This window comes from Pseudomonas sp. Tul2A7 (assembly GCF_054790505.1).
Genome location: NZ_CP186499.1, coordinates 5,587,218 through 5,602,365, shown reverse-complemented (window position 1 = coordinate 5,602,365; position 15,148 = coordinate 5,587,218). Strand labels below are relative to the sequence as shown.

Genomic DNA, 15,148 nt, shown 5'->3' with positions numbered 1-15,148 from the left:
AGTCTCGCCAACGAGTGGCGGGAGATATTTTCCAGGAATAATCAATGAAGATGGCGAAGGCCCCAGCCACCGCGCCCTTATTCAAGGCATTGGGTGACTATAAAAGTATCCTGATCAGCGTCGGTTGCTTTACTGCGCTGATTAACGTGCTGATGCTGGTGCCCTCCATCTATATGCTGCAGGTCTATGACCGGGTGCTGTCCTCGCAGAACGAGACCACCCTGGCAATGCTGTCGCTGATGGTCGTCGGTTTCTTCGCCTTTATCGGCCTGCTGGAAGTGGTGCGCAGCTTTATCGTGATCCGCATCGGCAGCCAGTTGGAGCGCCGCTTCAACCTGCGCGTTTACCAAGCCGCGTTTGAGCGCAACCTGTTCCAGGGCGAGGGCAACGCCGGGCAGTCGCTGGGCGATCTGACGCACATTCGCCAATTTGTCACCGGTCCTGCGCTGTTCGCGTTTTTCGATGCGCCGTGGTTCCCGGTCTATCTGTTCGTGATTTACCTGTTCAACGTCTGGCTCGGCGTGCTCGCCACGGCGGGGGCATTGCTGCTGATCGGCCTGGCCTGCCTCAACGAATACATGACCAAAAAGCCGCTGGGCGAAGCCGCCGGTTATTCGCAAAAGTCCAGCCAATTGGCCACCAGCCATTTGCATAACGCCGAAACCATTCAGGCGATGGGCATGCTCGGTTCCCTGCGCAAGCGCTGGTTTCAGGTGCACTCGCGGTTCCTCGGTCTGCAGAATCAGGCCAGCGACACCGGTGCGGTGATCAGTTCGTTGAGCAAAACCCTGCGCCTGTGCCTGCAATCGTTAGTGCTGGGCCTAGGGGCATTGCTGGTGATCAAGGGTGATATGACCGCCGGGATGATGATCGCCGGTTCCATTCTGATGGGCCGCGTGCTCAGCCCGATCGACCAGTTGATCGCCGTGTGGAAGCAGTGGAGCGGGGCGAAGCTGGCTTACCGCCGTCTCGATGCATTGCTGCAAGCGTTCCCGCCGAGTGACGACGCTATGGCGCTGCCGGCGCCGAAAGGCCAGATCACCTTCGAACAGGTCAGCGCCGGTCCACCGGGGCAACGTGCGGCGACCCTGCAAATGGTCAACTTCAATCTGAATGCCGGCGAAGTGCTCGGCGTGCTCGGTGCATCCGGTTCCGGCAAATCGACGCTGGCCCGTGTGCTGGTCGGTGTCTGGCCAACCCTGGGCGGCACCGTGCGCCTCGATGGCGCGGATATTCATCGTTGGAACCGCGATGACCTTGGCCCGTACATCGGCTATCTGCCGCAAGACATCGAACTGTTCAGCGGCAGCATCGCTGAGAACATCGCCCGTTTCAGCGAGGCTGATCCGCAGAAAGTCGTCGCCGCCGCGCAACAGGCGGGTGTGCACGAAATGATCCTGCGTCTGCCGCAAGGCTACGACACGCAACTGGGCGAGGACGGCAGCGGTTTGTCCGGCGGCCAGAAACAGCGTGTGGCACTGGCGCGTTCAATGTATGGCACGCCAAGTCTGGTGGTGCTGGATGAACCGAACTCCAACCTCGACACCGTCGGTGAGGCGGCACTGGCCAGCGCCATCGCTGCGCTGAAAGCCCAGGGCACCACGGTGGTGCTGGTGACGCACCGTTCTTCGGTGTTGGCCCAGGCCGACAAACTGCTGGTGCTCAATGACGGTCGTTTGCAGGCATTTGGCCCAAGTCAGGACGTGCTCAAGGCACTCTCAGGCCAGCAAGAACAACAACGGGAAAAAGCTGCGCAGGCACCGGGCGGGCTCAGCATGAGCCGACAGTATCAGCCCTCGACAAGGAATTCGGGTGTATGAGCAGCGCAAGCATGAACACTGAAAACGAAGCGAGCATGGAACACGCCTACATCACCGAGCGCCCGGAACGCGATGCGAAGTTCTTCGCACGTATGGGCTGGATTCTGGCGATCGTTGGCGCCGGCAGTTTCTTCACTTGGGCGGCGTTGGCGCCGCTCGATCAAGGCATTCCGGTGCAGGGCACGGTTGTCGTGTCGGGCAAACGCAAAGCCGTGCAGTCGATGAGCGGTGGCGTGGTCAGCCGGATCCTGGTGCGCGAAGGCGAGATCGTCAAGCAGGGCCAGCCGCTGTTCCGCCTCGATCAGACGCAAGTCGCCGCCGACGTGCAGTCGCTGCAAGCGCAATACCGCATGGCTTGGGCCAGCCTCGCGCGCTGGCAGGCTGAGCGCGACAATCTCAAGCAAGTGACTTTTCCGGCCGAGCTGAGCAATGATCCGGACCCGCGTCTGGCACTGGTACTGGAAGGTCAGCGGCAATTGTTCAGCAGCCGTCGCGAGGCGTACTACCGCGAGCAGGCCGGACTGCGCGCAAGCATCGAAGGCGCCACCGCGCAACTGGCCGGCATGCGTCGCGCCCGCACCGATCTCAATGCTCAGGCCGACTCGCTGCAACAGCAGTTGAGCAATCTGCAACCGCTCGCCGACAACGGCTATATCCCGCGCAACCGCTTGATGGAGTACCAGCGGCAACTGTCGCAAGTGCAGCAGCAACTGGCGGAAAACACCGGTGAAAGCGGCCGGGTCGAGCAGGGCATCCTTGAGTCGCGGCTGAAGCTGCAACAGCACGCCGAGGAATACCAGAAGGAAGTCCGCACGCAATTGGCCGACGCGCAGCTGAAAAGCGTGACCCTGTCGGAGCAACTGACTTCGGCCGGTTTCGACCTGCAACACAGCGAAATAATCGCCACCGCCGACGGCGTCGCGGTCAACCTCGGCGTGCACACCGAGGGCGCCGTGGTGCGTCAGGGTGAAACGTTGCTGGAGATCGTTCCGCAAGGCACCACGCTGGAAGTGGAAGGGCACTTGCCGATCAACCTGATCGACAAGGTTGGCGCGCACTTGCCGGTGGACATCCTGTTTACCGCGTTCAATCAGAGCAAAACTCCGCGTGTACCGGGTGAGGTCAGCCTGATTTCCGCCGACCAGATGGTCGATGAGAAAACCGGCGTGCCTTATTACGTGTTGCGCAGCAGCGTCAGCGATCAGGCCATGGAAAAACTCAACGGTCTGGTGATCAAGCCCGGCATGCCGGCAGAAATGTTCGTGCGTACGGGTGAGCGTTCACTGCTTAACTATCTGTTCAAACCGCTGCTTGACCGGGCCGGCTCTGCGCTGACCGAAGAATAAGGATGTTCGGCTGTATGAATAAGCTTTCCACGCTCGCAGCAGCATTCTTGCTGCTCGCGAGTCACTCGGCAGTGGCGGCCATGGGGCCGTTCGAGATCTACGAACAGGCGTTGCGCAATGACCCGGTGTTCCTCGGCGCGATAAAGGAACGCGATGCCGGCCTGGAAAACCGCGCCATTGGTCGTGCCGGCCTGTTGCCGCGCATCGGCTACACCTACAACAAGGGGCGCAACTCGTCGAAAGCCACCTCCCTCGACGAGCGCGCGCGCAACCGTACTGACGACCGCAATTACAGCAGTTACGGCTCGGCGCTGACGTTGCAGCAACCGCTGCTCGACTACGAGGCCTATGCCGCCTATCGCAAAGGTGTCGCGCAGTCCTTGTTCGCTGACGAGAACTTTCGCGGCAAGAGTCAGGAGTTGTTGGTTCGCGTGCTGGACAACTACACCAAAGCGTTGTTCGCGCAGGATCAGATCGACATCGCTCAGGCGAAGAAGAAGGCGTACGAGCAGCAGTTCCAGCAGAACGAACACATGTTCAAGCAAGGCGAGGGCACGCGCACCGACATTCTCGAGGCTGAGTCGCGCTATGAACTGGCGACTGCCGAGGAGATCGAAGCGCGCAATGAACAAGACGCGGCGCTGCGGGAACTGGGTGCGCTGGTGGGCACGCCAGCGGTGGACATTGGTGATCTGGCGCCGCTGGATCAGAACTTCCAGACCTTCGCGCTGATGCCGGCCAATTACGACACCTGGCACGAAATGGCGGTGAGCAATAACCCGAATCTGGCCTCGCAGCGTCAGGCCGTGGAAGTCGCGCGTTATGAGGTGGAGCGCAATCGTGCCGGGCATCTGCCGAAAATCAATGCCTACGCCTCGATGCGCCAGAACGAATCGGAAAGCGGCAACACTTACAACCAGCGCTACGAGACCAACACCATCGGTTTTGAAGTCAGCGTGCCGTTGTATGCCGGTGGCGGGGTGTCGGCCTCGACGCGTCAGGCCAGTCGCACCATGGAACAGGCCGAGTATGAACTTGACGGCAAGACGCGTGAAACGCTGATTGAACTGCGGCGGCAGTTCAGCGCTTGCCTGTCTGGGGTGAGCAAACTGCGCGCTTATCAGAAAGCGCTGAGCTCGGCGGAAGCGCTGGTGGTGTCGACCAAGCAGAGCATTCTCGGTGGTGAGCGGACCAATCTCGACGCGTTGAACGCCGAGCAGCAACTGTTTACCACCCGCCGCGATCTGGCGCAGGCGCGGTACGACTATCTGATGGCCTGGACCAAATTGCATTACTACGCCGGGACCTTGAACGAGCAGGATCTGGCGCGGGTGGATGAGGCTTTTGTGGTCGCTCACCAGCCCTCACCCTAACCCTCTCCCAGAGGGAGAGGGGACCGATCGGGGGATATTTTAGAAGTACGCCGACCTGATCGAGCGGCACCGAATCCATAATCGACCGGGTTTTTCAGGTCGATGCATGACGCAAGACACCTCGGTCAGCTCCCTCTCCTCGGGGAGAGGGCTGGGGTGAGGGGATGTGCTTTACCTAATCCACAATCGACCCGGTTTTTCAGGTCGATGCATGACGCAAGACACCTCGGTCAGCTCCCTCTCCTGGGGGAGAGGGCTGGGGTGAGGGGATGTGCTTTTTTACCGAATCCACAATCGACCCGGGTTTTTCAGGTCGATGCATGACGCAAGACACCTCGGTCAGCTCCCTCTCCTGGGGGAGAGGGCTGGGGTGAGGGGATGTGCTTTTTTACCGAATCCACAATCGACCCGGGTTTTTCAGGTCGATGCATGACGCAAGACACCTCGGTCAGCTCCCTCTCCTCGGGGAGAGGGCTGGGGTGAGGGGAACAGGCAACACCGCAAAAGAACCTGCATAAAAAACAATAAAAGTGAGTGGTGAACATGGACGTACGCATCAAGCCGATTTCGGTCGGCACCCTGCTGCTTGTGATTTCTGCAACCCAGGCGCAGGCCCAATACCTCGAAAGCGGCCAACCCGGCGATCCCGCCAGTTGGCGCAGCGCTGAATTCCTCCGCGACTGGGGCCTGAGCCGCATGCAGGCCGAGCAAGCCTACGCCGCCGGGATCACCGGCCAAGGCGTGAAAATCGGCGCCCTAGACTCCGGTTTCGATGCCGCCCACCCGGAATTCGCTTCAGCCCGCTATCACCCGGTACTGGCCAGCGGCAGCTACATCGACGGCTCGCTGTTCAACGTCGACGGCACCCTCAACCCCAACAACGACTCCCACGGTACTCACGTGGTCGGCACCATGGGCGCCTCACGCGATGGCAGCGGCATGCACGGCGTGGCGTACAACGCGCAAATCTACGTCGGCAACACCAACAAGAACGACAGCTTCCTGTTTGGCCCCAATCCCGATCCACGCTATTTCAAAGCGGTATACGACGCCTTGGCCGATGCCGGCGTGCGCGCGATCAACAACAGCTGGGGCAGCCAGCCGCCGGACGTCAGCTACCGCACCCTCGCCGATCTGCACGCGGCGTACGCCCAGCACTGGAACAAAGGCACCTGGCTCGATGCCGCCGCCGATGTCTCCCGACGCGGTGTGATCAACGTGTTCAGCGCCGGCAACAGCGGCTACCCGAATGCCAGCGTGCGTTCGGCGCTGCCGTATTTTCAGCCGGATCTGGAAGGCCACTGGCTGGCCGTGTCGGGCCTCGATCAGAGCAATCAGCAGAAGTACAACCAGTGCGGCCTGGCCAAATACTGGTGCATCACCACGCCGGGAGCGAAGATCGACAGCACCATTCCCGGTGGCGGTTACGCGATCAAGTCCGGCACCTCGATGTCGGCGCCGCATGCGACCGGCGCGCTGGCGCTGGTGATGGAACGCTACCCGTACATGAACAATCAGCAGGCCCTCGAAGTGCTGCTGACCACCGCCACGCAACTGGATGGCTCGGTCACCGATGCGCCGACTGACCGAGTCGGCTGGGGCGTGGCCAATCTGAATCGGGCGATGCGCGGGCCGGGGCAATTGCTCGGTGCGTTTGATGCCAGCCTGGGGGCAGGGCAGCGCGATGTCTGGAGCAATGACATCTCCGACAAGGCGCTGATTCAACGCCAAAGCGAAGACCTTGCCGAGCACACAGCCTGGCAGCAAACCCTGCAGGACAAGGGCTGGCAGAACGGCGTTCCCGCAGGCGCCAGCCAACAGGATCAGACCGATTACGCGGTCGGCACTGCCCGTGATGCGGCAGCGGCGAGCCGGGTGTATCAAGGCAGCCTGATCAAGTCGGGTGGCGGGCAATTGATTCTTACCGGCGCCAACACCTATCGCGGTGCAACCACGGTCAATGGCGGCTTGCTCACGGTCAACGGTTCGCTGACTTCCGCTGTGATGGTGAACGACAGCGGCACCCTCGGCGGTTCCGGCCGAATCGGCGCGCTGCTTGCCAACAGCGGCGCTCGCGTGGCACCGGGCAACTCCATCGGTACCTTGAACGTGGCCGGTGACGTGACCTTCGCACCGGGTTCGACCTACGCGGTTGAATTGTCGCCGACCAGCAGCGACCGCATCGTTGCCGGCGGCACCGCCAACATCAGCGGCGCCACCGTCAGCCTGTCGCTGGAAAACAGCCCGACGCTGCTCAGCACCACCGAAGCGCAGAGCCTGCTCGGTCGCCAGTACGACATCCTGCAAGCGGCCGGCGGCATTCAGGGCCGGTTCGGCGCGGTGCTGCCGAATTATGTGTTTATTGGCGGTAGCCTCGACTACGCCGCCACCGGCATTCAACTCGATATCGTACGTAATGCAACTACCTTCAGCAGCGTCGGGCAAACGCCAAACCAGCGTTCGGTGGCGGCTGCCGTCGAAGGCCTGGGCGCCGGCAATTCGGTGTACGAAAGCCTGTTGCGTTCACCTGACGCGAGTTCCGCGCAACAAGCCTTCCAGCAACTGAGTGGCGAAATCTACCCGGCGCTGAGTTCGATGCTGATCAACGACAGCCGCCAGTTGCGCGACGCGGTGGGCGAGCGTCTGCACGATACCAACGCAGCGCAAAGCAACGGCTGGATCAAAGCCCTCGGGGCGTGGGGCACGACCGATTCGAGTCACGACACGGCGGGCTACAACACTTCCATTGGCGGATTGCTGGCCGGTGTCGATGGCGCGCTGGACGAGCAGACGCGCATCGGTCTGGTCACCGGTTACAGCGACAGTTCGCTGAGCATGGGTTCGGGCACGCATTCCTCGGCCAAGGTCGACAGCTATCACTTGGGCGCATACGCCGGTCGTGAAATCGGCGCCTGGCGCTTGAGCACCGGTGCGGCCTACAGCTGGCATCGCGCCGATGTGAAACGCGATCTGCAATACGGTGACGTCAGCGGCAAACAGAAAGCCAAGGTCGATGCGGCAACCACGCAAGTGTTCGGTGAGGCGGCTTACCGCTTGCACCTGCAACCACTGGCGCTGGAGCCGTTCGCCAACCTCGCCTACGTGCATCTGGACACTGAAGGTCTGACCGAGAAGGGCGACGCCGCCGCACTGAAAAGCTCGGGTGATCAACGTGACGCGGTGCTGAGCACCCTCGGCGTGCGGGCGATCAAGACCTTCAATCTTTCGCCTGCGCAATCACTCGACGTCAGCGGCCACCTCGGTTGGCAGCACAGCCTCAGCGACATCGATTCCGAGCAGCACCTGCGCTTTGCCAGCGGCGGCACGCCGTATTCGGTTGAAAGTTCAGCGCTGGTGCGTGATGCCGCATTGGTCGGCGTGCAGGCCAGCCTGGCGTTGAGCAAAGACGTACGGGTCAACCTTGATTACAACGGACAACTGGCCAATCGCGAAAAGCTGCATGGCGTTGGCTTGAGCCTGAACTGGCAGTTCTAAGCAAGATAACCCGGCTTCTGGTGATCGTTCCCACGCTCCGCGTGGGAATGCAGCCCGTGACGCTCCGCGTCACTGGACGCAGAGCGTCCCTAGAGGCATTCCCACGCGGAGCGTGGGAACGATCAACGACGATCATCGCCCTCAGTGGCAACGATCAGGATTTTTCGCAACATCACTAAGGAAGGTCGCTGGATGAATAACAACAATACCCCCGCGCAAACGGGTGGCCGTTTTGCCCTGAAAACCCTCACGCTCGCCGTGCTCTGTGCCATTGGCACAGCCCATGCCGCACCCTACGTGGAGAGCGGTCGCACGGGCGATCCGTCGAGTTGGCGCAGTGCCGAGTTCCAGGCCGATTGGGGCCTGGGCGCGATCGGTGCCGATCACGCTTACGCCGCCGGTTATACCGGCAAAGGCGTGAAACTGGGGATCTTCGACCAGCCGGTGTACGCCGCGCACCCGGAGTTTTCCGGCAGCAATAAAGTCGTCACCCTGGTCACCAGCGGGATCCGCGAATACACCGACCCGTACATCCCGGTCAAAGCCGGCGATGCGTTCCGCTATGACGGTTCGCCCTCGGTCGGTTCCGACGGCAAACTCGGCGCCCACGGCACCCACGTTGGCGGCATCGCCGCCGGTAGTCGCGACGGTGGACCGATGCACGGCGTGGCGTTCGGTGCGCAGATCATCAGCGCCGACAACGGTGACCCGGGCCCGGAAGACGGCATCGTTCGCGGTAACGACGGCGCGGTGTACAAGGCCGGTTGGGATGCACTGATCGCCAGTGGCGCGCGGATCATCAACAACAGTTGGGGCATCGGCATCACCGACCGTTTCGACCTCGGTGGCCGCGATCCGGCGTACCCGCATTTCACCGTCAATGACGCGCAGTTGCAGTTCAACGAGATCCGCACACTGCTCGGCACCAAGCCCGGCGGCGCCTACGACGGCGCGATTGCCGCCGCACGCAGCGGCATCGTAACGATCTTCGCCGCTGGCAACGACTACAACCTCAACAACCCGGACGCCATCGCCGGTCTCGGCTATTTCGTCCCGGACATCGCGCCGAACTGGATCACCGTCGCCGCGTTGCAGAAGAACCCGGACCTGGCCAGCGCCAACCCGTACATCATGAGTACGTTCTCTTCGCGCTGCGGCTACACCGCGAGTTTCTGCGTCTCGGCGCCGGGCACGAAGATCTTCAGCTCGATCATCGAAGGCACCAACGCCGACAACCTGACCACCGGCTACAAAAACTACAACGGCACCTCGATGGCCGCGCCACACGTGGCCGGTTCCATGGCGGTGCTGATGGAGCGCTTCCCGTACATGACCGGCGATCAAGTCGCCACGGTCTTGCGCACCACCGCCACCGACCTCGGCGCGCCGGGCATCGACGCCTTGTACGGCTGGGGCATGATCAACCTGCGCAAGGGCATCGACGGCCCGTCGATGTTCGTCACCGAACAGGATATCCCGGCGGAGTTCCGCATTGACGGCGCGTACGGCTCCGGCCAGTTTGTCGCGGATCTGCCGGGCATCGGCGCGATCATCGATCAGGGCAAACCGACCGAACGCGTGTGCACCGACATCACTTGTGGCCTCGACACCTGGCGCAACGACATTTCCGGTCACGGTGGTTTGACCAAACAAGGTCTCGGCACGCTGGTGCTGACCGGCAACAACACTTACAGCGGCCCGACCCTGGTCAATCAGGGCCGCCTGGCCATCAACGGCTCGCTGCAATCGGCGGTGACGGTGAATGACGGCGGTATCCTCGGCGGCAATGGCCATATCGGCGCGCTGTCGGTGAAAAGCGGCGGTTCGGTGGCGCCGGGTAACTCCATCGGCACGATGAACGTGGCCGGCGATGTGACCTTCGAGCCGGGTTCGACCTACGCCGTAGAGCTGTCGCCGACCAGCAGCGATCAGATCATCGCTACCGGCAAAGCCGTGATTGAAGGCGCCACAGTGAGCATGTCGCTGGAAAACAGCCCGACGCTGCTGAGCACCAACGAAGTGCAAAGCCTGCTCGGCACTCAGTACAACATCCTGCAAGCGGCCGGCGGTATCGAAGGGCGCTTCGGTCAGGTGCTACCGGATTACGCCTTCCTTGGCGGCACGCTGGCGTACTCGGCCACTGGCATTCAGTTGGCAGTCGGGCGTAACGATGCCTCGTTCGCCAGCGTCGGTTTGACGCCGAACCAACGCGCCGTGGGCGCTGCGGCTGAGCGTTTGGGCGCCGGCAATGCCCTGTTCGAAACCCTGTTGCTGTCGCCGAATGCGGCGTCGGCGCAGCAAGCCTTCCAGCAGTTGTCCGGCGAGATCCATCCGGCAATCGGCACCATGCTGATCAACGACAGCCGTTACCTGCGTGAAGCGGTGGGCGAGCGTCTGCGCGAACGTGATCTGTTCAACGCCGGTGCACCGACTGACGATCGCAGCAACGCCTGGGTCAAGGTCTTGGGTTCGTGGGGCAAAAGCGATGGCGGGCATGACAATGCCGACTCCAACAGCTCTATCGGTGGCTTGCTCGCCGGTGTCGACGGCTTGATCGCTGAAGATACCCGTCTGGGTTTCGTTACCGGTTATAGCGACAGCTCGTTGAGCATGGGCAGCGGCACGCATTCGTCGGCGTCGGTCGACAGTTACCACTTGGGTGCGTACTTGGGGCATCAGATCGATGCGTTGCGACTGACCTTCGGCGGCGCCTATAGCTGGCACCGTGTCGACGTCAAACGTGACCTGCAGTTCGGGGACGTCAGCGGAAAACAAAAGACCAAACACGATGCCGCTACCACTCAAGTGTTCACCGAGGCCGCTTATGATCTGGGCCTGCAACCGATGAACCTGGAGCCGTTCGCCAACCTGTCCTACGTGCACCTCAATACCGAAAGCTTCACCGAGAAGGGTGACGCCGCCGCGCTGAAGGGCGGTGAGGACAATCGCGATGTGGTGCTGTCGACCCTCGGCGTGCGCGCCAAACGCAGCTTCGCCTTGTCGGATCAGCATCAGTTGGAACTGGGCGCGAGCCTCGGTTGGCAGCACAACCTGAACAACGTCGATGCCGACAGCCATCTGGCCTTCGCCAATGGCAACAGCGCGTTCACCGTGCAGGGCGTGTCGATGGATCGCGATGCGGCGGTGGTCGGCGTGCGCGCAGGTCTAGCGCTCAATCGCGATGTGCGGGTGAACCTGGATTACAACGGCCTGATCGGCTCGAACGAGAAGGACCACGGTGTGGGCCTCACCCTCGACTGGCAGTTCTAAAGCGTACCGGCAGCTCTGCACAGAGCTGCCGGTTTTTGAAGGAAGAGAGAGCACAACATGGGACTGTTCGATTATAAAAATGCCGATGGCAAAGCCTTGTACAGCGACGCCATCGCACTGACGCTGTATGCCTACACGCCGACCGGCAAACCGTTGCCGGCCACCGCTTGGGCGCCGGTCACAGCGACGGCACTGGGTTATCAGGGCAAGGTCGGGCCGCAAGGCACGTTCTTTGGTGAGAAGGATGGCTTCACCAGTGCCGAGGCCGAAGTGCTCGGCAAATACGACGCTGCCGGCAAGTTGATCGGCATCGGCGTGGCCTTTCGTGGCACCGGTGGGCTGGGTTACAGCGATACTTTCGGCGACCTGAAAAACAACCTGCTGGCCGCCATCGGGCCTTCGGATTACGCGAGCAACTATGCGAAAAACGCCTTCGACAATCTGCTCAAGGCTGTCGCCGCGTTTGCCATTGCCAACGGCATCGCCGCCAAGGACGTGCTGCTCAGCGGCCACAGCCTCGGCGGGCTCGGCGTCAACAGCGTGGCCGAGTTGAGCGCGAGCAACTGGGGCGGCTTCTTCAAGGACGCCAACTACATCACCTTCGCCTCGCCGACCCAGAGCAGCACCGGCAATAACGTGCTGAACATCGGTTTCGAGAACGACCCGGTGTTCCGCGTGCTCGACGGCACCACGTTCAGCAGCGCGTCGATGGGCAAGCACGACAAGCCGCACGATTCGACCACCGACAACATCGTCAACTTCAACGACAACTACGCGTCCACCGCGCAGAACCTGGTGCCGTTCAGCATCGTCAACCCGCTGAACTGGTCGGCCCACAGCTCGCTGGGCTATGCCGATGGCTTGAATCGGGTGATCGATTCGACGTTCTACAACCTGACGCATAAAGACTCGACGATCATCGTCTCCAACCTGGAAGAAGCGTCCCGGGGCAAGACCTGGGTTGAAGATCTCGGCCGCAGCGGCGAGCCGCACACCGGCAGCACGTTCATCATCGGCACGCAGAGCATCGACTGGCTCAAGGGCGGCGCGGGTAACGACTTCCTTGAAGGCCTGGGCGGCGATGACCGTTTCCGTGATGACGGCGGCTACAACATCCTGCTCGGTGGCCAGGGCCACAACACCTTCGAACTGCAGAAACCGTTACAGAACTTCAGCTTCGCCAACGACGGTGACGGCACGCTTTACGTGCGCGATGCCTACGGCGGTATCAGCATGACCCGCGACATCGGCGCGCTGGTGAGCAAGGAGTCGGGTTCGTGGTGGGGCAGCAAGGAAATCACTTGGGGCGTCACGGCCAAGGGTTTGACCAATGGCAGCGAGCTGACCCAGTACAACCACTCGCTCAGCGGCGATGGCTACGGCAATGCGCTGAACGCCACGGCTGACGGTGACTGGCTGTTCGGCCTCGGTGGCGATGACAAGCTGATCAGCGACAAGGGGCATGTGACCTTCGTCGGTGGCGCCGGTAACGACGTGATGACCGCGGTGGGTGGCAACAACACCTTCCTGTTCAGCGGCGCGTTCGGTTTTGATGCCATCAACGGCTATCAGGGCAGCGACAAACTGGTGTTCATGGGCGTTGAAGGCGCGAGGCAGGGCTACGACTACAAGCAGCACGCGTCGCAGACCGGCAGCGATACCGTGCTGAAGATTGGCGACTATGCCGTGACCCTGATCGGGGTGGGAGTGGCTAACCTGTCGGACTCCAGTTTCATGTTCGCGTAGATCCAATGTGGGAGCGAGCCTGCTCGCGAATGCGTAGTGTCAGTTGAAGTACTCGTACCTGACGCACCGCTTTCGCGAGCAGGCTCGCTCCCACAGTAAAAACAGCAGTAAGTAGTACTGAAATGCTCCGGGGCGTCCCCGTGGGGCGCCCTGGCTGTGAGCTATCTCTAACAATTCCAACAAGAGAGAGGCAATAGCAATGGGTGTGTATGACTACAAGAACTTCGGCACAGCCGATTCCAAGGCGTTGTTCAGCGATGCCATGGCGATCACGCTGTATTCCTATCACAACCTCGATAACGGCTTTGCCGCCGGTTATCAGCACAACGGATTCGGCCTTGGCCTGCCCGCCACACTGGTCACGGCGCTGCTCGGCGGCACCGATTCGCAAGGGGTGATTCCCGGCATTCCGTGGAATCCCGACTCGGAAAAACTCGCCCTCGACGCCGTGAAACAGGCCGGCTGGACGCCCATCACCGCCTCGCAACTGGGCTACGACGGCAAGACCGACGCGCGGGGAACCTTCTTCGGCGAGAAGGCCGGTTACACCACTGCCCAAGTGGAAATCCTCGGCAAGTACGACACCCAAGGCCATCTCACCGAACTCGGCATTGCTTTTCGCGGCACCAGCGGCCCGCGGGAAAACCTGATTCTCGACTCCATCGGCGACGTGATCAATGACTTGCTCGCCGCCTTCGGCCCCAAGGATTACGCCAAGAACTACGTCGGCGAAGCCTTCGGCAATCTGCTCAATGATGTGGTGGCGTTTGCCAAGGCCAACGGCCTCAGCGGCAAGGACGTGCTGGTCAGCGGCCACAGCCTCGGCGGCCTGGCGGTCAACAGCATGGCCGATTTGAGCGGCGGCAAGTGGGGCGGTTTCTTCGCCGATTCCAACTACATCGCCTACGCCTCGCCAACCCAGAGCAGCACCGACAAAGTGCTCAACGTCGGCTACGAAAACGACCCGGTGTTCCGCGCCCTCGACGGCTCGACTTTCACCGCCGCGTCGGTCGGCGTGCACGATGCGCCGAAAGAGTCGGCCACCGACAACATCGTCAGTTTCAACGATCATTACGCCTCGACCGCGTGGAATCTGCTGCCGTACTCGATCCTCAACATTCCCACCTGGATCTCGCACTTGCCGACCGCGTATGGCGACGGCATGAACCGGGTGATCGACTCAAAATTCTACGACCTGACCAGCCGTGACTCGACGATCATCGTCGCCAACCTCTCGGACCCGGCGCGGGCCAACACCTGGGTGCAGGACCTCAACCGCAACGCCGAAACCCACAAGGGCAGCACGTTCATCATCGGCAGCGACGCCAATGACCTGATTCAGGGCGGCAGCGGCAACGATTATCTGGAAGGTCGCGCCGGCAACGACACCTTCCGCGACAGCGGTGGCTACAACGTCATCCTTGGCGGGCAGGGCAGCAACACCCTCGATCTGCAAAGCGCGGTGAAGAACTTCGACTTCGCCAACGACGGCGCCGGCAATCTCTACGTGCGCGACGCCAACGGCGCGATCAGCATCACTCGCGACATCGGCAGCATTGTCACCAAGGAACCGGGGTTTCTCTGGGGCCTGTTCAAGGACGATGTGACCCACAGCGTCACGGCCAGCGGTTTGAAGGTCGGCAACAACGTCACGGCGTACGAATCCAGCGTCAAAGGCACCGCTGGCGCCGACACGTTGAAGGCGCATTCGGGTGGCGATTGGTTGTTCGGGCTGGACGGTAACGATCACCTGATCGGTGGCACAGGCAATGACGTGTTTGTTGGCGGTGCCGGCAATGACCTGATGGAGTCGGGGGGCGGGTCGGATACGTTCTTGTTCAACGGTGCGTTTGGGCAGGATCGAGTAGTCGGTTACACGTCCAACGACAAACTGGTGTTTCTCGGCGTGCAGGGTGTTTTGCCGGCGGAGGACTTCCGTGCTCATGCCTCTTCAGTAGGACAGGATACGGTGCTGACGTTTGGCAACGATTCGGTGACGCTGGTCGGGGTGTCGCTCAATAGCCTGAGTGCTGACGGTGTTGTGATCGCCTGAGGTTGATGGGGTGCCGGTAAGGGCCCTTTCGCGAGCAAGCTCGCT

7 protein-coding genes are annotated in these 15,148 nt (G+C 61.6%); all 7 read left to right on the top strand.

The annotated features are described in order from the left end of the window. Positions 1 to 44 precede the first annotated feature (44 nt). The 7 genes from ACOYXJ_RS24935 to ACOYXJ_RS24905 all read left to right on the top strand — a co-directional run bounded on the left by ACOYXJ_RS24935 (position 45) and on the right by ACOYXJ_RS24905 (position 15,103). Positions 45 to 1,820 (top strand): type I secretion system permease/ATPase, encoded by a 1,776-nt coding sequence (locus ACOYXJ_RS24935; RefSeq protein WP_102901799.1) that lies wholly within the window; start codon positions 45 to 47, stop codon positions 1,818 to 1,820. Continuing rightward, positions 1,817 to 3,166: an HlyD family type I secretion periplasmic adaptor subunit gene (locus tag ACOYXJ_RS24930; RefSeq protein WP_150793358.1), complete on the top strand. Its 1,350-nt coding sequence runs from the start codon at positions 1,817 to 1,819 to the stop codon at positions 3,164 to 3,166. Before ACOYXJ_RS24935 ends, ACOYXJ_RS24930 begins: the two co-directional genes overlap by 4 nt. Positions 3,167 to 3,168: 2 nt before the next feature. Next, the gene (locus ACOYXJ_RS24925) at positions 3,169 to 4,539 is read left to right on the top strand and encodes a TolC family outer membrane protein (RefSeq protein ID WP_102901797.1); all 1,371 of its coding nucleotides are present in this window, start codon (positions 3,169 to 3,171) and stop codon (positions 4,537 to 4,539) included. Between the two features lie 543 nt (positions 4,540 to 5,082). After that, positions 5,083 to 8,034 (top strand): autotransporter serine peptidase EprS, encoded by a 2,952-nt coding sequence (gene eprS / locus ACOYXJ_RS24920; protein ID WP_460372115.1) that lies wholly within the window; start codon positions 5,083 to 5,085, stop codon positions 8,032 to 8,034. A gap of 192 nt (positions 8,035 to 8,226) precedes the next feature. Beyond that, the gene (locus tag ACOYXJ_RS24915; protein ID WP_460372113.1) at positions 8,227 to 11,304 is read left to right on the top strand and encodes an autotransporter domain-containing protein; all 3,078 of its coding nucleotides are present in this window, start codon (positions 8,227 to 8,229) and stop codon (positions 11,302 to 11,304) included. Positions 11,305 to 11,361: 57 nt separating this feature from the next. Beyond that, positions 11,362 to 13,050, top strand: a complete 1,689-nt coding sequence (locus tag ACOYXJ_RS24910) for a polyurethane esterase (RefSeq protein ID WP_460372111.1) — start codon at positions 11,362 to 11,364, stop codon at positions 13,048 to 13,050. 199 nt (positions 13,051 to 13,249) lie between these two features. After that, the gene (locus ACOYXJ_RS24905) at positions 13,250 to 15,103 is read left to right on the top strand and encodes a polyurethane esterase (protein WP_460372109.1); all 1,854 of its coding nucleotides are present in this window, start codon (positions 13,250 to 13,252) and stop codon (positions 15,101 to 15,103) included. The last annotated feature ends 45 nt before the right edge of the window (positions 15,104 to 15,148 follow it).